Origin of the sequence: Salinivibrio sp. HTSP (assembly GCF_003390965.1) — a bacterium.
Taxonomy (GTDB): Bacteria; Pseudomonadota; Gammaproteobacteria; order Enterobacterales; family Vibrionaceae; genus Salinivibrio; species Salinivibrio kushneri.
The window spans coordinates 77412-96671 of record NZ_PXUD01000051.1 but is presented as its reverse complement, the minus strand read 5'-3'; the positions used below and the strand labels follow the sequence as shown (position 1 = coordinate 96671).

General features: G+C 54.2%; 20 protein-coding genes. 11 read left to right on the top strand and 9 right to left on the bottom strand.

All coding sequences use genetic code 11. The annotated features are described in order from the left end of the window. Nucleotide 1: 1 nt before the first annotated feature. Nucleotides 2-208 carry a DUF2909 family protein gene (locus C7A19_RS10785; RefSeq protein WP_069361974.1) on the bottom strand — a complete coding sequence of 69 codons (207 nt, stop codon included), beginning with the start codon at nt 206-208 and terminating at the stop codon, nt 2-4. 45 nt (nt 209-253) lie between these two features. Between C7A19_RS10785 and C7A19_RS10780 the strand changes: the two genes are divergently transcribed. From C7A19_RS10780 to cyoE, 4 genes are read left to right on the top strand one after another with little or no spacing between them, the layout of a single operon-like run. Beyond that, nucleotides 254-946, top strand: a complete 693-nt coding sequence (locus tag C7A19_RS10780) for an SURF1 family protein (protein ID WP_162300265.1) — start codon at nt 254-256, stop codon at nt 944-946. Nucleotides 947-957: 11 nt separating this feature from the next. Then, nucleotides 958-1479 carry a hypothetical protein gene (locus C7A19_RS10775; RefSeq protein WP_116644877.1) on the top strand — a complete coding sequence of 174 codons (522 nt, stop codon included), beginning with the start codon at nt 958-960 and terminating at the stop codon, nt 1477-1479. Nucleotides 1480-1481: 2 nt separating this feature from the next. Next, the gene (locus tag C7A19_RS10770; RefSeq protein WP_077599546.1) at nt 1482-2504 is read left to right on the top strand and encodes a COX15/CtaA family protein; all 1023 of its coding nucleotides are present in this window, start codon (nt 1482-1484) and stop codon (nt 2502-2504) included. Next, the gene (gene cyoE / locus C7A19_RS10765; protein ID WP_069361971.1) at nt 2479-3381 is read left to right on the top strand and encodes a heme o synthase; all 903 of its coding nucleotides are present in this window, start codon (nt 2479-2481) and stop codon (nt 3379-3381) included. Before C7A19_RS10770 ends, cyoE begins: the two co-directional genes overlap by 26 nt. A gap of 18 nt (nt 3382-3399) precedes the next feature. Here the strand turns inward: cyoE and C7A19_RS10760 are convergent, their stop codons facing one another. After that, nucleotides 3400-3648, bottom strand: a complete 249-nt coding sequence (locus C7A19_RS10760) for a DUF3862 domain-containing protein (RefSeq protein ID WP_077456791.1) — start codon at nt 3646-3648, stop codon at nt 3400-3402. A 274-nt stretch (nt 3649-3922) separates the two neighbouring features. On the opposite strand from C7A19_RS10760, the gene dinF reads away from it, so the two are divergent. Further along, a complete protein-coding gene (dinF, locus tag C7A19_RS10755) occupies nt 3923-5263 on the top strand; it encodes an MATE family efflux transporter DinF (RefSeq protein ID WP_116644876.1) in 1341 nt (446 codons plus the stop codon). Nucleotides 5264-5322: 59 nt separating this feature from the next. On the opposite strand, the gene nfuA is transcribed toward dinF, so the two are convergent. Then, nucleotides 5323-5907, bottom strand: coding sequence for a Fe-S biogenesis protein NfuA (gene nfuA / locus C7A19_RS10750; RefSeq protein WP_069361996.1), 585 nt, complete (start codon nt 5905-5907; stop codon nt 5323-5325). Nucleotides 5908-6018: 111 nt separating this feature from the next. Beyond that, nucleotides 6019-6750, bottom strand: coding sequence for a ComF family protein (locus C7A19_RS10745; RefSeq protein WP_116644875.1), 732 nt, complete (start codon nt 6748-6750; stop codon nt 6019-6021). Between the two features lie 39 nt (nt 6751-6789). Between C7A19_RS10745 and bioH the strand changes: the two genes are divergently transcribed. The 3 genes from bioH to C7A19_RS10730 all read left to right on the top strand — a co-directional run bounded on the left by bioH (nt 6790) and on the right by C7A19_RS10730 (nt 8565). After that, nucleotides 6790-7569, top strand: coding sequence for a pimeloyl-ACP methyl ester esterase BioH (gene bioH / locus C7A19_RS10740; protein WP_116644874.1), 780 nt, complete (start codon nt 6790-6792; stop codon nt 7567-7569). Nucleotides 7570-7667: 98 nt separating this feature from the next. Further along, nucleotides 7668-8027, top strand: a complete 360-nt coding sequence (locus C7A19_RS10735) for a hypothetical protein (RefSeq protein WP_069361966.1) — start codon at nt 7668-7670, stop codon at nt 8025-8027. Between the two features lie 64 nt (nt 8028-8091). Beyond that, the gene (locus C7A19_RS10730; protein WP_077456781.1) at nt 8092-8565 is read left to right on the top strand and encodes a hypothetical protein; all 474 of its coding nucleotides are present in this window, start codon (nt 8092-8094) and stop codon (nt 8563-8565) included. Between the two features lie 57 nt (nt 8566-8622). Here C7A19_RS10730 and C7A19_RS10725 read toward each other — a convergent pair whose 3' ends face one another. Beyond that, complete coding sequence (locus C7A19_RS10725) at nt 8623-10920, bottom strand: Tex family protein (protein WP_116644873.1); 2298 nt, start codon at nt 10918-10920, stop codon at nt 8623-8625. A 91-nt stretch (nt 10921-11011) separates the two neighbouring features. Beyond that, on the bottom strand, nt 11012-11506 hold the full coding sequence (greB, locus tag C7A19_RS10720) for a transcription elongation factor GreB (protein WP_069361963.1): 495 nt from the start codon (nt 11504-11506) through the stop codon (nt 11012-11014). 221 nt (nt 11507-11727) lie between these two features. Between greB and ompR the strand changes: the two genes are divergently transcribed. The 3 genes from ompR (at nt 11728) to C7A19_RS10705 (ending at nt 14268) form a co-directional block, all read left to right on the top strand. Further along, entirely contained in the window at nt 11728-12444 is a 717-nt protein-coding gene (ompR, locus tag C7A19_RS10715; protein WP_046074657.1) for a two-component system response regulator OmpR, read from the top strand. A 2-nt stretch (nt 12445-12446) separates the two neighbouring features. Then, nucleotides 12447-13772, top strand: a complete 1326-nt coding sequence (gene envZ, locus C7A19_RS10710) for a two-component system sensor histidine kinase EnvZ (protein ID WP_116644872.1) — start codon at nt 12447-12449, stop codon at nt 13770-13772. 100 nt (nt 13773-13872) lie between these two features. Beyond that, nucleotides 13873-14268, top strand: a complete 396-nt coding sequence (locus C7A19_RS10705; protein ID WP_069361961.1) for a GntR family transcriptional regulator — start codon at nt 13873-13875, stop codon at nt 14266-14268. Here C7A19_RS10705 and recG read toward each other — a convergent pair. The 3 genes from recG to spoT all read right to left on the bottom strand — a co-directional run bounded on the left by recG (nt 14253) and on the right by spoT (nt 19251). Next, entirely contained in the window at nt 14253-16406 is a 2154-nt protein-coding gene (gene recG / locus C7A19_RS10700) for an ATP-dependent DNA helicase RecG (protein ID WP_255566237.1), read from the bottom strand. The genes C7A19_RS10705 and recG overlap by 16 nt on opposite strands. After that, complete coding sequence (gene trmH / locus C7A19_RS10695; protein WP_077673189.1) at nt 16370-17071, bottom strand: tRNA (guanosine(18)-2'-O)-methyltransferase TrmH; 702 nt, start codon at nt 17069-17071, stop codon at nt 16370-16372. Before trmH ends, recG begins: the two co-directional genes overlap by 37 nt. Before the next feature lie 80 nt (nt 17072-17151). Further along, nucleotides 17152-19251, bottom strand: coding sequence for a bifunctional GTP diphosphokinase/guanosine-3',5'-bis pyrophosphate 3'-pyrophosphohydrolase (gene spoT / locus C7A19_RS10690; protein WP_116644870.1), 2100 nt, complete (start codon nt 19249-19251; stop codon nt 17152-17154). Nucleotides 19252-19260 lie beyond the last annotated feature (9 nt).

The following is a 19260-nucleotide window of genomic DNA, read 5'->3' as shown; positions in this document are numbered from 1 at the left end:
CTCAGTAAGGGCGCGGGTTGGGGGCAATCCAGCCCATGGAGAGCGCAATCAGCAATAAGACAAAGACAACCACGGAAAACAGCACACGCCGACCGAGATAACGCGATAAAGGCACGGAACTATCGCCTTTTAGGAGTACCGGCAAGGCACGAAAGAGGTTAAACAGAATAAAAACCAGTAAGCAAATCAGAATAGCTTTGACCAACATAAGCGCTCCTTAGCGCAATAGGTAATCATGAAACAAGGACGGCGAATGGGGTTTCTGATATTGACTGTGGTTGTGGTCTTGCTGCTCGTCAAGTTAAGCCATTGGCAATGGACGCGTGGCGAGCAAAAAGCCCAACACCTGGCACAGTTTGAGGCCAATCAAGCACCGGAGTCGCTCTCAGGCACGGAGCAAAAAGGGCAATACCTGGCGATCGATGGCCAGTTTCGCCCCGAGTTTGCCGTGTGGCTCGATAATCAGACCCACCAAGGTCGCGTAGGCTATCGCCTTTTTCTTCCCTTTGTACCGAGCCAGCAGTCATCGCAATGGTGGCTGGTTGAATTGGGTTGGATTGCCGCGCCTGCGCTGCGCCGCTTGCCGGAAGTGCCCGCGTTGGCATCGCGCTACCAGCTGTCTGGCTTTATTGATACACCGTCCAAGCGGGTGGTGCTCAAGAAAGAAACGGCATCGCATAAGTGGCCTGCTCGGGTGCAGCGCATTGACTTACAAGCACTGAAAGCCCAACTGACAACGCTGAATACGCAGTGGCTGATACGGACAAAAACATTGGTCGATCTGTCAGCGCCGAGCCAGGATGCCTTGGCGCAAGCTGGGATAACGCCGGTGTGGCAGCCGGTGGTGATGCCGCCTGAGAAACACTATGGCTATGCCTTGCAGTGGGCGTTAATGGCGCTCGCGGTCAGTATTGGCGCGGGCATCTGGTGGTACAAAACTAAATAGAGGGAAGCGGTGTGAAAGGACGCATGACGCTGGTGGCATTGATTGGCATTTTTGTCCTGCCCGTGGTGGTGGCGAAATTGGTGTTGGAGCAAAGTTGGTATGAAAAAGGGGTCACCAATTACGGACAGTTTCTCACTGAGCCGGCGACCTTGAATTGGTTACCTGAGCAAGGCCAGTGGCGGTTGATTTATCGGGTGCCAGAACAATGTGATTCGGTGTGTGAGCAAGCCCTGTTTCAGTTAACACAAATTCCGATTGCGGTCGGTAAAGAGCGCGATCGGGTCAGCAGCGTGGCACTGACGAGCTCCGCCCCGAAAGCGCCGGAGGTACTGACATGGCAAACCTTGACCACCGAACAAGCGCAGGTGTGGCAGCAGCAAGCCTTTGATAAAAATACCATTTATCTTAGCGATCCGATGAATAATGTGGTGCTGGCCTATCCGGTCAGTGACGATAAAACGAAGTGGGTCGCGCAAGGCAAAGGCTTATTGCGCGATCTCAAACGGCTTCTCAAGTTGTCTAAGGTAGGCTGATTATGGCAACGCGTCGCTACCAACTCGCCGTCTTATCGACACTGATGCTGGCCGTGCTGGTGGTTGGACTCGGCGCGTATACCCGCCTGACTGAAGCGGGACTTGGCTGTCCAGACTGGCCCGGATGCTATGGCCATTTAGGGGTGCCGGCCAGTGACAGCGCGCAATCGGTCGCCATGTCGCGTTTCCCCGATGCGCCGCTCGATATCAATAAAGCGTGGAATGAAATGTTGCACCGCTACGTGGCGGGCACCCTAGGGTTGGCGATTTTTGCGTTGGCGTGGATCAGCTGGCGACGTCCTGACTATCAGGCTTTACGACCACTGACCACCTTGCTCAGTGTAGTCGTCATCGCTCAAGCTGCCCTAGGGATGTGGACCGTGACCTTAAGTTTAATGCCGGTGGTGGTGATGGCGCACTTACTCGGTGGTTTCACCACGGTATGCTTGCTGGCTTGGCTGGCGGTGGCGACAGGCGCGCTCCGGTTGCCTATGATTTCGATGTCGTCATCCGCGCGCCGCGTGGGCACGTTGGCTTTGGTGGCGGTGATTGTACAAATCGGTCTCGGCGGCTGGACCTCCGCCAACTATGCCGCTACTGTGTGCACCCAGCTACCTATCTGCGAAAGCCCTTGGTGGCAGCTTTTCACCCCTTCCGCTTTTCATCCTGTCAGTCCTCTTAGCGATACCTATCAGTTTGGGGTGCTGAACCATGCCGAGCGGGTGACCATTCATGCCACGCACCGTCTGGGCGCCATGGTGGTCACCGCGTTAGTGCTCGCTTGGGCATGGGGGCTGTGGCGTGCTGGGGCGCGTGCGCTGGCAATGAGTGTCAGCGCCGTGTTGGCGATTCAAATTACGCTGGGCGTGACCAATGTGGTCGCGCTACTGCCGCTGAGTGTGGCGGTGGCGCATAACCTCGGTGGATTGTCGCTATTGGCCACATTACTCCTCACCCGATTTTTATGTCTTTCAGCGTCGACCCGACAAGGAGCCCGTGATGGCACAGTTTCAACGTACCGCTAGTGTTTCGACGCCTGCTGGCGCCAGTTGGCGAGATTATTATGAGCTGACCAAGCCGCGCGTGGTCGCCATGTTGCTCCTCACTGCGCTGGTGGGAATGTGTTTAGCCACCCCCGGCTGGCCACCTTGGTCGGCCGTATTGGTAGGGTTATTTGGCATTGGCGCACAAGCCAGTGCGGCGGCGGTGTTTAATCACGTGATCGACTGGAAAATTGACACGAAAATGCAGCGCACCCGCCATCGCCCCGTTGCCGAGGGACGAGTCACTCAAGGCGCCGCGTTGGCTTTTGCGGTAGGGCTGATGGTGAGCGGTTTTATCGCCTGTTGGTGGCTGAACCCGCTCACGGCTTGGCTAACATTTGCTAGCCTGGTCGGGTATGCGTTGGTGTATACCCAGTGGCTTAAACCCGCGACTCCGCAAAATATCGTGATTGGTGGTTTGGCCGGTGCAATGCCACCACTGCTAGGCTGGACCGCGGTGACCGGAGAGCTTCACGCGCATGCGTTGCTGTTGGTGATGATCATTTTTACCTGGACGCCGCCTCACTTTTGGGCGTTAGCGATACATCGTCGCCATGATTATGCCAAAGCCGATGTGCCAATGCTGCCGGTCACTCACGGGGTAGGGTTTACCCAAACCATGGTGTTGCTTTATACCCTACTGCTGGTCATCGTGGGCATTTTCCCTTGGCTGACTGGAATGAGTGGTTGGCTGTATCTGGTAGGGGCGACCACGCTAAACCTGGTCTTTGTTGGCTATGCGTGGCGACTGAAAACCCAGTCGCAAAAAGGCATCGCGTGGCAGACCTTTAAGTTCTCGATATGGCATATCTTTGCGACCTTTGTGGTGCTGCTTGCCGACCACGCGTTGCGCTATTGAGTTGCGCTATGGGAGGGACTATTTTAGCCCTTTTGCCGACAGCACGGTGGCTTTGTCGGCGACAAACGAGACTTTGATGTGTTGACCATCGCCACCCCATACACAGTGGGTCAATCCCATGGTGTCGTCGCATTGGCTTGGCTCGCCAATGTGGCTCACAACCACGTCATAGCTCATGCCGACTTCAAGTTGATCATAGTTTTGCTTGGTGACTTTCGAGCAGCCCGCGAGTAATACCACCAACACACAAGCAAAAAATACACGCATAACCCTTCCTTATTCATTCAGTGATGAGGGCAGTTGACCCAGTGTAACTGACGCAGTGTAACTGGCGCAGTGCAACTGACGCAGTGTAACTGGCGCAGTGCAACTGACGCAGTGAGGCTGCCGCTCGTCGATGAGATTGCTGCAATGGTACACTGCTGCACCCATCAGGGCTACCCAAGGATGTGAGCGCTTGTCGGTGCAATCATGTTCTTTATCAAAAATAGATTACCTCCCTCACTCAGTGTGGGTTCTTTAAGATTCAAAACGAGGCAGTATGTGGCAGTCTTTAACCCAGCGTGAACTTCACTGGCGCGTTTTATCGCTGGCTTTACCCATGGTGATCTCCAACATTACCGTCCCCTTGTTAGGGCTCGTGGATGCCGCGGTGATCGGCCATTTGGAGCATGCGTGGTATCTAGGTGGCGTGGCGGTTGGCAGCACCATGATTAATGTCACCTTTTGGTTGTTGGGCTTTTTGCGCATGGCGACCACCGGGTTTACCGCGCAAGCCTATGGCGCGAATGATAACCGTGAGCTGGCAGCGACCTTTGTGCGTGGCGCGACCTTAGCGGGTCTGTTGGCTACGCTATTAATCGCACTGCATGTGCCTATTTTAGAGGGGGTCATGCACTTTAGTGACGCCAGTGCTGAAGTCAAACATCACGCGAGCCAGTATTTCTCCATTCGGATCTTTAGTGCGCCAGCGACCTTGATGAACTTGGTGGTCATGGGCTGGCTACTGGGGGCGCAAAATGCGCGTCAGCCGATGTGGCTGCTGATTGTGGTTAATAGTGCCAATATTATCCTTGATTTGCTGTTTGTAGTGGGTCTCGATATGAAAGTCGAGGGAGCCGCGGCGGCGAGTGTGGTTGCCGATTATCTCGGCCTCATGCTGGGGCTCTATTTTGTTAAAGGCATCTGGCAATCGCGCCAGTTACCGACCGTTCGGTCGGTGTTTGAGCGCGGGCTGACTGGGATGAGCCGTTTGCTAAAGCTTAACCGAGACATCTTTTTGCGCAGCCTTAGTTTGCAGTTGGCGTTTACTTTTATGACCTTCCAAGGGGCTACGCTTGGTGACGAGATTGTGGCCGCCAATGCGGTATTGATGAGCTTTCTGATGCTGATTTCCTTTGCGATGGACGGCTTTGCTTATGCGATGGAGGCGATGGTGGGGAAAGCGGTTGGCGCGCAGAGCAAGTCTGCGTTGTTGGTGTCACTGATAGGCAGCACTTTTTGGTCGTTGGTGATTTGCTTGGCGATCACACTGGCGTTTGGCGTGGCAGGCCATCACATTATTGCGCTGATTTCCGATATTGAGGCGGTGCGTGACCAAGCGGCGCGCTATTTACCTTGGCTAGTAGCTATGCCTTTGGTGTCGATGTGGTGCTTTTTGCTCGACGGTATCTTTATTGGCGCGACGCGGGGTAAAGACATGCGCAATGGGATGTTTGTCGCCACTGCAGGTTTTTTTGCTGCCTGGTGGTTAGCGCAAGGGTGGGGCAATCACGCCCTGTGGTTAGCGATGCTTACTTTTATGGCGCTAAGAGGGCTCAGTCTCGCGGTATGCTTTGTGTACCACTGGCGACGAGATAGCTTTTTTGACGTTACGCACTGAGACCTATCAACAAAAAACAGGCCAGTTGGCCTGTTTTTTCCGATAAGAGACGGCGTTTATTAGTAGTAAGAATGATCGCCACGGGCGTGCTCGGTCACATCACGCACGCCGTTTAGCTCGCCGCTGAACTCAGCCAGCAACTGCTTTTCGATCCCTTCTTTTAAGGTCACGTCTACCATTGAGCAACCATTACAACCGCCACCGAATTGCAAAATCGCCACCGCGTCATCGGTGATTTCAATCAAATTCACATGGCCGCCATGGCTGGCAAGCTGTGGGTTAACTTGGCTTTGAATCACGTAATCAACCCGCTCCATCAAAGGCGCATCGGAGGCCACTTTCCGCATTTTCGCATTCGGTGCTTTCAACGTCAGCTGTGAGCCCATTTTATCGGTGACAAAGTCGATTTCCGCTTCGTCTAAAAAGGGCAGGCTCATCTCATCGATAAAGGCCGAAAACCCGTTAAACTTGAGTTCGGTATCGCTGCCTTCTATCGCTTCGGGGGGACAATAAGAAACACCGCACTCGGCGTTTGGCGTGCCTGGGTTAACCACAAACACGCGAATATTGGTGCCCTCGGGCTGTTGCTCAAGCAGCTTCACAAAGTGGCTTTGTGCATTTTCTGAAATATTGACTTCTGACACGACAAATACCTGACTAATCCAGTGTGTTTTATACAGTGTACTCCGGTTTGCGTTGGCTATCACCCCTTGAAGCATGTGGCTACTTTATGAGCATGGATAGCACGCTTTCCGTTAGGGTAGATCGGTACGTGCCAAACAGTAAATATCGATCGTTTCTGCTCCCGCACGGCGTAATAACCGGCACAGTTGTGACACCGTTTGTCCGGTTGTTACCACGTCGTCAATGATAGCCACATGCGAACCTGGCAGCTCGCCGCTGATCGCAAACGCATGTTTCAGATTAGAGAGCCGCGCCTGTCGGCTTAAACCTTGTTGTGGCGCAGTATGGCGATGTCGGACTAAAACATTATCGTCAACTTGAGTGTCAAGATGGTCGGCCAGTGCCCAGGCTAAATGCACGCTTTGATTAAAGCCGCGCCGCCAGCGGCGCCGCCAATGGAGTGGAACAGGCAGCAATACGGGGGCGGGGTGATGGATACGTTCACTTAACTGGCGGGCAAAAGGTATCGCCAATTCAAAGGCCTGTTGGTATTTAAATGCATGGATAAGCTGCGGCAGCGGATCCTCGTAGGCACTGATCGCGACCAAGCGGTCCCATGCTGGAGGGTGGCTAAGGCAGACACCACAGCGTGCTTGTGGGGTTGGGACCGGCAGGCCGCAACATTGGCATAGACAATAAGAGTAGTGCGCATCCCAGCAGGCGGCACAGCATAAAGCCGGGGTGGCACTCTCGGGTGCGGCATCCAATGACAAGTGGCAAACCGGACACTGAGAGGGCAAGAGTTTGCCTCCCCAGTGGGTGAGTAAACGCGTGAAGCGCCGTGGTGTGATTGCTGATATCATAGGCACCTTGATTGAAAAGCAACCAAGGCAGTGTAAAGCATGGCGTTATGTGATTGGCAATCTCACGGGCAAGGTCCCGATCTGGTTCTCATTCATGGCTGGGGAATGAACAGTGCTGTCTGGTCAATGCTAATCCCTTACTTGACCGCGCACTATCGTGTTCACTGTGTTGACCTGCCGGGTTTTGGCGACAGCGCCCACCAACCGGATCTTGATATCGAGAAACTGGCACAAGTGTTGCTTAAAGAATCACCAGCGCATGCAACTTGGATAGGTTGGTCACTGGGCGGATTAGTGGCAACACAAGCCGCACTGTTATCGCCACAGCGTGTGACTGGATTGGTCACTATCGCCAGCTCACCCAAGTTTGTCGCAGAGCCAGGGTGGCGTGGGATCAAGTCGGCGGTACTCACCGACTTTGCCGACCAGCTTGAGCGTGATTTTTCGCAAACGGTGGAGCGCTTCATGGCGCTACAAGCTATGGGGTCTCCCACGGCGAGAAAAGATGTGAAAGCGCTCAAACAAGCGGTATTTTCGCGACCGGCGCCTGACCCTCGCGCGTTGGCGGATGGCTTGGCGATGCTGGCAAACACGGATCTGCGCCAGCAGTGTGAGGCGATCACTGTGCCTTGGTTGCGGTTATACGGGCGGCTAGACGGTTTGGTGCCTGCGTCGGTGGCGGAAGCGGTCTCTGCGTTAGCGCCTCACTCACAATGCGAGGTATTAGCACACAGTGCTCATGCCCCCTTTGTGACGGAGCCTGACGAAGTGGTGGACAAGCTATTTGCCTTTTTAGGCACAAACTTGCCGCCCAAATAGTGTGCGCTGATCGTTTTTTGGTAGAATTGACTAAATCCTGTCATGGTTCTGCCGATAAGTTAACTATGTCACTTGCTCTGACATTAGGAGAGACCATAATGAACGTAGGTAACGTTGGGCAGTCTCAGGCGTATCATCAACAAACGATGAAGCCAAAAGCGCCGACACAACCGCAACAAAATGCGGACAACGCGGCCAAAGACACGAAAACAGCCAAGGCGGCTGAGACGCTTTCCGCTGCCGAGGCAGCAAAAGAAAGCAAAGATGTGAAAGCAGCGAAAAACGCTGAAGGTGTTAAAAAGCCAGAAGATAAATCATCGGTTGAATCCTTTACCTATGGTGCGTTGGGCATGGACCACCCGGACAAAGTGAAAGAAAACGATGATGCGGCCTATGGTGCGGGGCAGTTTTTGTCTGCGCTGGGCACAATAGGTACCATACTTGCGGTTGTCGTCTAAACTATAAGGAGACGAGGCCGCACTGACAATTAGGCCTTCAGCTGATGTTGGGAGGTAGCATCAGATGAATATATCGCCAGCAAGCGTCAGTATCCCAACTGTCGCGCCATCGGTGAACCCGCCAACTGAACAAGTTGCGCGGGATAACCGCATGCGCGAAAAAATTGTCCCTACCAAGCAAGCCCCAGAGCCAGAACACGGCAAAGCGGCGACCGATCAAGGTAAGCAGCTCGGCCGCTCATCCTGGGATCCGTCACAGCACCCTAATTATTCGCTCGACTACAGTCGCGAGTCCTTGTCCGACGCTGATTACGACGGCGCCAATATTGCTGGGCGTGTTGATGCCATGGCACGTAATGAGCCTGGAGAGCAAGCACGCAAAGACAACGGCTACCCCTTGGGGTTGAAAATGCCGGAAGAGGTGCTGGAGAAAGTTGAAGAGCTGAAAAGGTTCGAGCAAACGCGTGCGGTGGTTGCCATGCGTTATCAGCAAGCAACCGTGGCGAACATGCCCTCAGAAGTGCTGATTGTGATATAAGTGGTGTCCATGATGCCACGATGAAAAAGCCCCACGATGTTGCGTGGGGCTTTTTGGTTAGGAGCGCTTGGCGCGGGCAAAGGCATCGGCCATGCTGCCCATTGCGGTGGGTTTGTCCTGGCGCTTTTTCGGACTTTTGTCACGCGGCTTAGGGGCGGCTGCTGAGGGTTCGCTGGCGGCTGGGGTATCGTCGAGGCGCATCGATAACCCAATTCGCTTGCGCGGCGCATCCACCTCCATGACTTTCACTTTCACCACATCACCGGCTTTGACCACCTCACGTGGGTCGCTGACAAAGCGCGTCGACAGCGCAGAGATATGGACTAAACCGTCTTGATGAACACCCACGTCGACGAAGGCGCCAAAGTGAGTGACATTGGTCACCACACCTTCGAGCTGCATCCCAGGCTTCAAATCACTGATTTGATTAATGCCATCGGCAAAGGTCGCCGTTTTGAACTCTGGACGCGGATCGCGACCGGGTTTCGCAAGCTCACTCAGCACATCGGCGACAGTGATCGCCCCAAAGGTGTCATTGGCATAATCATTGGCGTTTAAACTTTGCAGTACGCCCCCGTTGCCGATTAATGCATCGACCGCTTTACCCGTCTTTTGGGCGATGTGTTTGACCAGTGGGTAGGTTTCTGGGTGAACGCCGGAGCGGTCGAGCGGATTGGTACCGTCCATGACGCGTAAAAATCCCGCGCACTGTTCATAGGCTTTGGGGCCCAAACGAGGTACTTTCAGCAGTGTCTTGCGCTCATTAAAGCGGCCGTTTTGGTCGCGAAACGCAACAATGTTGTGTGCCATCGTTTGGCTTAAGCCCGCCACGCGCGTGAGCAACGGTGCAGAGGCAATATTCAAATCTACGCCCACGGCGTTGACACAATCTTCCACCACCGCATCAAGCTTTTTCGCCAGCTGGTGCTGAGAGACATCATGCTGGTATTGGCCCACCCCAATCGACTTAGGATCAATTTTTACCAGCTCCGCCAAAGGATCTTGCAGGCGGCGAGCGATAGAAACCGCGCCACGTAGCGAGACATCCAGATCGGGAAATTCTTTGGCTGCCAGCTCTGACGCTGAGTAAACCGAGGCACCGGCCTCACTGACCATCACGGTTTGGATGCTCAAATCGGCTTGTTTGAGCATGGTGGTGACAAAGTGTTCGGTTTCACGTGAGGCGGTGCCATTGCCGACCGCAATCAAGTTCACGCCATGGCGATCAATAAAACGGCGTAGTGTTTTACTCGCCCCTTCAATATCGTGTTTAGGCGCGGTGGGGTAAATGGTGGCGGTGTCGAGCAGTTTGCCCGTGCCATCCACCACCGCCACTTTACAGCCGGTACGTAGGCCTGGGTCTATCCCCATGGTGCAGCGAGGGCCAGCCGGTGCAGCCATCAATACATCTTTTAAGTTGGCGGCAAACACATCAATGGCGTCGTTCTCTGCGCGCTCTTTCAGGTTGGCCATGAACTCGGTCTCAAGATGCATCAAGATTTTTACTCGCCAGGCAAAGGCGATGACTTGTTTGCGCCAACGGTCTGCCGGGGCGGTGCCCAAAGACAGCTGATAGTGTTGAGCAATCATGGTTTCGCACACGCTTTGCTTGCTGTCTGGTGCTTGGTCGGGGTCGGCAACCAGTGCTAGCTGTAGCACGCCTTCATTGCGACCACGAAGCATGGCTAAGGCACGATGAGACGGCACTTTGGCAATTGATTCTTGGTGAGCAAAGTAGTCTTTGAACTTGGCACCGGCTTCTTCCTGGCCAGCAACCACGGTGGCGCGCAGCACCGCGTATTGCTTAAGGTATTGGCGCAGCGTCTCTAATAAGCTCGCATCCTCGGCAAGGCGCTCCATCATAATGGCGCGGGCGCCATCCAGCGCGGCTTTGCTATCAGCGACGCCCTTTTCCGCATTGATGTATTGCTCAGCAAGTGTGTCAGGGTTGTGTGAGGCGTCTTGCCATAAGGCCTCAGCCAAGGGTGCTAGGCCGGCCTCAATCGCAATTTGGCCTTTGGTTCGGCGCTTGGGTTTGTAAGGCAGATAGAGATCTTCTAAGCGGTTTTTACTCTCGGCAGCGAGAATATCGCGGCGCAAGCTCTCGGTCAGTTTGCCTTGCTCGTCAATCGATTTGAGAATGGTATCACGACGAGCGTCCAATTCGCGCAGATAGACCAAACGGGTCTCAAGGGTGCGCAATTGCGAGTCATCCAGGCCCTGGGTCGCTTCTTTACGATAGCGGGCGATAAAAGGGACAGTGTTACCATCGTCAAGCAGATCGACCGCTGTCTTAACTTGACCTGGTGCGACATTGAGTTCGTGCGCCAGGGTGTGTGTAATGGATGTGTGCATGTGTTTCCTTTTCTCTACAAGCACGGCAGGGGAACGCCCTGCCAAGGGATAGCATTTTTGACCGCGATGGGGACGAAGGTTCCCTCAGGTGTTACTGAGCGTCGCTGTCACTGGGTTTCGGGTAGGTAATGGTATTCACAAACCATTGCTTTTCGCCTTCAGGGGTTGAGACCACCACCTCGTCATCAACGGCTTTTTTTAATAGCGCCCGCGCCATGGGGGCATCGATAGAAATGTAATCTTTGCGTTCATAAATCTCATCAGGACCAACGATTCGAAATTGCTTGGTGTCGCCGGCTTCGTTTTCAATTTCCACCCAGGCGCCAAAAAAGACCCGTCCTTCTTGCTCGGGCGCGTAATCAACAATAGTTAGGTCATTGAGGCGTTTGCGCAGATAACGGACGCGGCGGTCTATTTGGCGTAACAAACGTTTGTTGTAGGTGTAGTCTGCATTTTCTGAGCGATCACCCAAACTGGCGGCCCAACTGACAATTTTGGTCACTTCTGGGCGCCGTTCGTGCCACAGGTAATCGTGCTCGGCTTTGAGCGCGTTAAACCCTTCTCGGGTCACCAATTTGGTTTTCACGTTACCTCTCCTTTCGCTAGCCATTCGGCGTCGCGCGATATAACCTTGTCCAGGAAAGTACAAGAAGCGGGCAAACTTGTCGAGGCAACACTCGGTAACAATTTACCCTTGGCTTGGCGTCAGACAAACACGCGGTCTGAAAGAGAACTGTGGCAAAATTCAGTATGATATAAGTGACGGTCAATCGATGGCCGGGCAACGATCAGTATTGAGGGCTTAGCATGCAAGAGAACTATAAAATTCTAGTGGTGGATGATGATATGCGTCTGCGCTCGCTACTGGAACGCTACCTGACCGAGCAAGGTTTTCAGGTGCGTAGTGTGGCCAATGCCGAGCAAATGGATCGCTTACTCGCGCGTGAAGCCTTTCACCTGATGGTGCTGGATCTGATGTTGCCGGGGGAAGATGGCCTGTCCGTGTGTCGCCGTTTACGTCAAGCGAATAACCAGTTGCCCATTTTGATGTTGACCGCCAAGGGCGATGAGATTGATCGCATTGTCGGTTTAGAAGTGGGTGCCGATGATTACCTACCCAAGCCTTTTAACCCGCGAGAGCTATTGGCGCGGGTACGCGCGGTATTGCGCCGGCAGACCATTGAAGCGCCAGGCGCGCCGAGTGCAGACTCAACCACAGTGACCTTTGGCGAGTTTCGCCTCAACTTGGGCACGCGAGAAATGTTTCGCAATGATGAGCCTATGACGCTCACATCTGGCGAGTTCGCGGTGCTTAAGGCCTTGGTCACCAATGCGCGAGAGCCTTTGTCACGTGATAAGCTGATGAACATGGCGCGTGGCCGTGAGTATTCGGCGATGGAGCGCTCGATTGATGTACAAATCTCGCGTTTGCGCCGCATGATAGAAGAAGATCCGAGTAAACCGCGTTACATTCAAACCGTATGGGGGCTCGGCTACGTATTCGTGCCGGATGGAGAGGTATAGCGATGCGGATGTCACCGCGGACTAACTTTGCACGTACCTTGTTTATCTTGGCTGGCTTATTAATTGCCAGCCAAGTTTTTTCTTATCTAACCATCGTTAATTATGCCTTGCTGCCTAGTTTGCAGCAGTTCAACAAGATCCTCGCTTTTGAAGTACGCTTGATGCTGGAAGAAGACTGGTATCTTAAGGGTGGTGAAGTCCTTCACCTGGGTGAACCCGTGCGGCGGCAATTGTTGGAGCAGATTGGGGTCACCTTGCATGCGCCCAACAGTGAGCCTGCGGCGGCGTTTAAAGACGCCATGGAAATTGATTATTTAAGCGAACATATCAGCGAGGAGTTGGGCACCCAAACCGAAGTGCGCTTGGTCAGTGGTGAAGACAGCTACGTGCTGTGGCTGAAGTTTGACCAGATTGACGATTTTTTAATGCGGATCCCGCTTTCCGAGCTGCATCAAGACGACTTTGCGCCTTTATTTCAATACAGCTTAGTGATTGCCCTGTTGGTGATAGCGGGCGGGTGGCTATTTATCAAGATGCAAAACCGCCCACTTGTGGCCCTTGAGCGCGCGGCGTTAGATGTGGCGGATGGCCGTTTTCCTGACCCTGTCCCACCACGAGGGGCATCAGAAATTCAGGCGGTGACGGTCGCGTTTAATAAAATGTCAGCCGGTATCCGTAAGTTGGAAGAAGACCGCGCCTTGCTGATGGCGGGCGTGAGCCATGATTTGCGCACGCCACTAACGCGCATTCGCCTTGCCACTGAAATGATGTCATCGGATGACGCCTATTTGGCCGATAGCATTACCGAGGACACCGAAGAGTGTAATGAAATCATCAACCAGTTTATGGATTACTTGCGCGCCGTGCAGCAGCAAGACCCTGATCCTGTCGACTTAGCGAGCATTTGCCACGATGTGGCGAGTAATCAGCAACAAATGGGGGTCGATATTGATCTCGATTTAGGGGCATTGCACGGAGAGTTATTTGCTAACTCGGTAGCGTTAAAGCGTGCGGTGACCAATTTGGTGGTTAATGCGGTGCGATACGGTCATGGCTGGGTCCGTCTCGGTTGTGGCAGTAATGCTGATCACACCTATCAGTGGGTGGAAGTGGAAGATAATGGCCCGGGCATTGAAGCGAGTCTCGAAAATACCTTGTTCCAGCCGTTCACCCGCGGCGATACGGCGCGGGGCAGCGAAGGAACGGGGCTAGGACTAGCGATCGTGAAACGGATTGTGGAACAGCTTCATGGTGATATTCGCTTGTCGTCACGCACTGAAGGTGGGTTAAGAATTCAGATGACGTTTCCTGTGGGCAATAAAAAATAACGCCCTTGTGTGCGTGTGACCACGTTTTTAGCCGCGGAAGTCGCGGAACCAGGGGGGTAGGCCATACTGTCATAGAGACTCAATACACTGGGAAACGGCCATGCGTTTATCGCTAGACAGTCAGGATCCGACGCCTAAATTTCAGCAGCTGATTGATCAAATTCAACGGCAAATTGCCAGCGGCACCCTCTACCCCGGTGCGCGACTTCCCTCAGTGCGGCAACTGGCCAAAACATTGGCGATGAACCCAATGACGGTGTCGCGCAGCTATCAACAATTGGCCGATGAGGGGTGGCTTGAGCGCTTGCCTGGAGTGGGCATGCAGGTGAGTGAAACCATGCGCCCGGCTGAACCCGAGCAGCGTTTGCACTACGTTGAAGGCGCACTGGCGCACTTTATCCAGGCGGCCAGTGAAGCGGGATACAGCAAGTCAGAAACCATGGCGCTGATCATGACGCATTGGGAGCGTTATAGCGGCGATCAGGCATTGGAGTAGTGGGTTTTATGCCCCAGCCAGCGGCGAATAATCGCTTGAGCATGTTGTGGGTAGTGTTGATGTAGGTGCGTGGCCAGTTTTTGCACTTCAGGGATCAGCCCCTGATCTCTGACCAAATCGGCAATCTTAAACTCAGCCAGCCCGGTCTGGCGGGTGCCGAGAAGCTCGCCAGGTCCACGAATATCGAGATCGCGCTGCGCAATCACAAAGCCGTCATTGCTATCGCGCAGCACCCCAAGCCGCTGACTGGCGGTTTTGGATAAAGGGGCATGGTAAAGCAGCACACAATGACTGGCGACGGAACCACGGCCGACACGGCCACGTAGCTGGTGGAGTTGTGCCAGCCCGAGTCGCTCGGGGTTTTCGATAATCATTAGGCTGGCGTTAGGGACATCGACGCCCACTTCAATAACCGTTGTGGCCACCAATAACTGTAACTCGCCTTGTTTAAAGGCTTCCATGACCGCTTGCTTTTCTGCCGCTTTCATTCGCCCGTGAACTAAGCCAATCTCCAGGTTGGGGAGGGCTTCTTTAAGCGCGGTGGCTGTGTCTTCCGCGGCTTGCGCTTCTAAGGCGTCGGACTCTTCAATCAAGGTGCACACCCAATATGCTTGTCGACCGGCTGCACATGCGGCACTGACGCGGGCTATGATATCGTCGCGGCGGGTGTCGGGGACGGCGACGGTTTGGATGGGTGTGCGCCCCGGGGGTAATTCATCGATGACGGACGTTTCAAGATCCGCATACGCGGTCATCGCCAAGGTACGGGGAATGGGGGTCGCGGTCATGATAAGCTGGTGCGGATGGGCGCCTTGCTGCTCGCCTTTTTCACGCAGCGCGAGACGTTGGTGAACGCCAAAGCGGTGTTGTTCATCAATAATGACCAACGCTAGGCTGTCGAACTGGACGCTCGCTTGAAACAAAGCATGGGTACCGACCACCATTTTCGCTTCGCCGTCAGCAATGCTTGCCAGGGTTTGCTCCCGCGCTTTCCCTTTTAGTTTGCCGGCCAGCCAACCGACTTGAATGCCCAGTGGTTCGAGCCACTGAGCGAAGTTAGTGGCGTGTTGCTCGGCCAATAGCTCGGTCGGTGCCATCAACGCAACTTGATGGCCTTGTTCAATCGCTTGCAAGGCGGCGAGCACGGCGACCAAGGTTTTACCTGCCCCCACATCGCCTTGCACGAGGCGCATCATCGGAAACGGCTTGGCCAAATCGGCGCTGATCTCGCTCACCACCCGGGTTTGTGCGCCGGTGGGAGTGAAAGGCAGGTTGTCTAAAAGGCGCTGCCCTAATGACTGACTGGGCGCGAGGGCAAAGCCTTTCACTTGTTGGGCATGATGGCGCACAGACAGCATCGACAGATGCTGGGCAAGGAGCTCTTCAATGATCAAGCGTCGCTGAGCAGGGTGTTGCCCTGCTAATAAGTCTTCCAACACGGTCTCGGGCGGCGGACGATGCAAAAGGTGTAATGCATCGCGCAGCGAAAGCTGTCTATCGTACAAGCCTTCGGGCAGCAGCTCGTCGACGCCACTTTTGTCTAACAAAGCCAGGGCTTGATCGGTCAGGCTACGCAGCGTCGCTTGGCGAAGCCCCTCCGTGGTGGGATACACGGGGGTGAGGGTTTCTTCCATCACCAACTCGGTAGGCTCGGAAAATACCTGATACTCGGGGTGAATGATCTCCAGCCCGTGCTTTCCGCGCTTGAGCTCACCGTAGGCTTTTACTTGCTTGCCTACGGCTAAACTGTTTTTCATTGCGGCATTAAAGTTGAAAAATCGCAGCGTTAACGCGCCACTGCTATCTTGCACTCGGACGGTGAGCATCCGGCGACGACCAAACACGGTGTCATTGTGGGTGATTTCCCCTTCGATGGTGGCATGTTGGCCCGGTAAGAGACTCGCGACCGGCCACACACGGGTGCGATCTTCATAACGATAAGGCAGGTGAAATAAAACATCCTGCACCGTATGCAGGCCTATTTTTGCCAGTTTTTCTGCCATTTTGCTGCCAACGCCACTTAAGGTATCAACAGTCACCGCACTTAGCATCGAAGATCGCATCTGTTTCTCTATGGGTTTGCTCTGGCTCGTGTGTCGGACTAACGTGGATGTTTGGCTGCCTGCATCTGTGCCCACCACGCCTCGCCGGCCACAATTTGACCGTGCGCATCTAAGGGCGGATAAGGCAAGCCTTTTTGTTTTGCCACGCGGGCAAGCACCGGGTGACCACGCTCGAACAAAATGTGGTGAACCTCGTGGTCGGGCAAGCGTGTCTTATCCAACTGATACATGCCAGCCGCTTGGCGTTGGCGCTGTGCTTCGTACAAAATCAAGGCACTGGCTACTGACACATTGAGTGACTGTACCATACCTACCATAGGAATGAGGATGTCTTGGTCCGCTTTGTCGAGCGCTTCGCGACTGATGCCTTGTTTTTCTTGCCCCAGCACGATGGCCGTCGGACGGGTGTAGTCGATCTCGCGAAAATCGACCGCGGTATCCGACAAGTTAGTGACTAACACCTGCATCCCTTGGGCGTGCATGGCATCAAAGGCTTCTTCCGTGGTGTTGTGAGTGACCACATCTATCCAGTTGCGCGAGCCGGCCGATGTGCCACCGAGGGTGCGCATCTTGGTGCCTTCTGGCCATACCGCATGCATGCGGTGAATGCCTACCGCGTCGGCCGTGCGAATGATAGCGGAAATATTATTGGGCTTGTGAACTTGCTCCATGCAGACAGTGAGATCAGGCTGGCGTTGGGCCAAGACCTGATGAATGCGTTCAAAGCGTTCAGGGGTCATGATTTAATTCCGTCAATAACAGGCAAAAAACGGTGACGCCCGCCAAAGGGCGGGCGACGGGTAATGATGGGCTGGGGCACTCAGTTTTTCTGGCGGCTCACTTTCACCACATTAGGCATCACGCGAAGGCGACGCATAATGTTGGCCAAATGCACTCTGTCTTTGGTCGTTAAGCGAACAAAGATAGTGTATAGGCGACCATCACGCTCTTCGGTGGTTAACCCTTGGATATTGGATCCGGTTGCGGCGATGGTATTGGTGAGGTCGGCCAATGCTCCCTGGTGGTTTTGCATATCCACGCGTACCCGGGTGCTGAACTCTTGTTCAAAATCGTCCGCCCACTCGACCGGCATATATTTATCCGGCTCTTGGCGGTGGCCACGGATGTTGGCACAGGTTTCACGGTGGATAACCAAGCCTTTACCTGGGCTGACATGCGCAATGATGGGGTCACCTGGGATCGGGCGACAGCAATTGGCATAAGTCACCAAGATGCCATCTGCCCCGCGAATCGGCATTTTGCCCTCGGTCGGGGCGGCCGGATCTTGATCTAGCAAGCGACGAGCGATCACCACGCTCATGAGTTCGCCAAGACCAATTGATGCCAGTAAGTCGTCACTGGTTTTGAGCTTCAAGTCGCTCAGTACAGCGTCAACGCGTTCAGGATTAATATCCGTTAGGTTTTTCTCTCCGAGCGCGTGATTGAGCAGGCGACGCCCTAGGGTGACCGACTCTTCTCGGCGCATGGTTTTTAGCACCTGGCGGATTTTCGTCCGTGCCCGCGCAGTGACCACATAGTTAAGCCAAGCGGCATTAGGACGCGCGCCTGGTGCGGTGATAATCTCAACCGTTTGACCATTTTTGAGCGGCTGGCTCAGCGGGTAAGGCTGACGATTAACCCTTGCCCCAACACAGGTGTTGCCGACATCGGTGTGGACGGCATAGGCAAAGTCGACCGCGGTGGCATCGACAGGCAGCTCGACAATCCGCCCTTTGGGGGTAAAGACGTACAGCTCGTCAGGGAAGAGATCCGATTTGACGCTCTCGATAAATTCGAACGAGCTGCCGGCGCTTTGCTGCAGCTCGATAATGTTCTGCATCCAACGCTGCGCCCGTTTTTGCGCGGTGGTGCCAGAGGGTCTGTCGGTGCCACTTTTGTACGCCCAGTGTGCGGCCACCCCTTTATCCGCCATTTGATCCATGTCTTCGGTACGAATTTGTACTTCCACCGGGACACCGTGCGGGCCAATCATAGAGGTGTGCAGTGACTGGTATCCGTTGGCTTTGGGCACCGCGATATAGTCTTTGAGCCGGCCTGGGCGTGGCTTATACAAGTTATGCATTTGCCCCAGCACGCGGTAGCAGGTATCGAGATCACCCACAATCACCCGAAACGCGTATAAATCCATGATGGTGTGGAAACGCTGCTCTTTGTTCTTCATCTTGTTATAGATGGAGTAGAGGTTTTTCTCTCGGCCCAACACACGGGCGTTAATCCCTGCATCTTCCAAGCGGCCTTCAATTTCCGCATGGATTTTTTGGATCATCTCTTTGCGGTTGCCCCGCGCTTGCGCGATCACCTTTTTAAGCACGCGGTAGCGATTGGGGTACAAGGCCTCAAAGCCGAGCTCTTCAAGCTCGACTTTTATATTATGGATACCCAGACGATGGGCGAGGGGCGCGAAGATTTCTAGCGTTTCACGGGCGATACGGCGTTTTTTATCTGGGCGTAGCGCACCCAAGGTACGCATATTGTGGGTGCGGTCACTCAGTTTTATCAGGATCACGCGAATGTCATGGGCCATCGCCATGACCATTTTGCGAAAGTTTTCGGCCTGGGCCTCTTTGCGATCGCGGAATTTAAGCTTATCAAGCTTAGACACCCCGTCCACCAAGTCGGCTACCACATCACCAAAGCGTTGCTGCAGATCGTCTTTGGTCACCTCAGTGTCCTCAATCACATCATGCAGCAATGCCGCCATCAAGGTTTCACAGTCCAAGCGCATTTCTGCCAAGATCCGTGCTACCGCGATGGGGTGAATAATATAAGGTTCGCCGGTTGAGCGAGTTTGCCCGTCGTGGGCATCCCTGGCTACTAGATAAGCTTGCCGAAGCGCTTCAAGCTGTGACTCCGGCAAATACTGGCTAGCAACTTCTTTCAGGCTATCAAATAGATACAAACGGCCTGT

Bases quoted from the DNA above. Each gene is read 5' to 3' on its own strand.
- C7A19_RS10785 (WP_069361974.1), bottom strand. From the start codon at position 208: ATGTTGGTCAAAGCTATTCTGATTTGCTTACTGGTTTTTATTCTGTTT.
- C7A19_RS10780 (WP_162300265.1), top strand. From the start codon at position 254: ATGGGGTTTCTGATATTGACTGTGGTTGTGGTCTTGCTGCTCGTCAAG.
- C7A19_RS10770 (WP_077599546.1), top strand. From the start codon at position 1,482: ATGGCAACGCGTCGCTACCAACTCGCCGTCTTATCGACACTGATGCTG.
- cyoE (WP_069361971.1), top strand. From the start codon at position 2,479: ATGGCACAGTTTCAACGTACCGCTAGTGTTTCGACGCCTGCTGGCGCC.
- C7A19_RS10760 (WP_077456791.1), bottom strand. From the start codon at position 3,648: ATGCGTGTATTTTTTGCTTGTGTGTTGGTGGTATTACTCGCGGGCTGC.
- dinF (WP_116644876.1), top strand. From the start codon at position 3,923: ATGTGGCAGTCTTTAACCCAGCGTGAACTTCACTGGCGCGTTTTATCG.
- C7A19_RS10745 (WP_116644875.1), bottom strand. From the start codon at position 6,750: ATGATATCAGCAATCACACCACGGCGCTTCACGCGTTTACTCACCCAC.
- bioH (WP_116644874.1), top strand. From the start codon at position 6,790: ATGGCGTTATGTGATTGGCAATCTCACGGGCAAGGTCCCGATCTGGTT.
- C7A19_RS10735 (WP_069361966.1), top strand. From the start codon at position 7,668: ATGAACGTAGGTAACGTTGGGCAGTCTCAGGCGTATCATCAACAAACG.
- C7A19_RS10730 (WP_077456781.1), top strand. From the start codon at position 8,092: ATGAATATATCGCCAGCAAGCGTCAGTATCCCAACTGTCGCGCCATCG.
- C7A19_RS10725 (WP_116644873.1), bottom strand. From the start codon at position 10,920: ATGCACACATCCATTACACACACCCTGGCGCACGAACTCAATGTCGCA.
- ompR (WP_046074657.1), top strand. From the start codon at position 11,728: ATGCAAGAGAACTATAAAATTCTAGTGGTGGATGATGATATGCGTCTG.
- envZ (WP_116644872.1), top strand. From the start codon at position 12,447: ATGCGGATGTCACCGCGGACTAACTTTGCACGTACCTTGTTTATCTTG.
- C7A19_RS10705 (WP_069361961.1), top strand. From the start codon at position 13,873: ATGCGTTTATCGCTAGACAGTCAGGATCCGACGCCTAAATTTCAGCAG.
- trmH (WP_077673189.1), bottom strand. From the start codon at position 17,071: ATGACCCCTGAACGCTTTGAACGCATTCATCAGGTCTTGGCCCAACGC.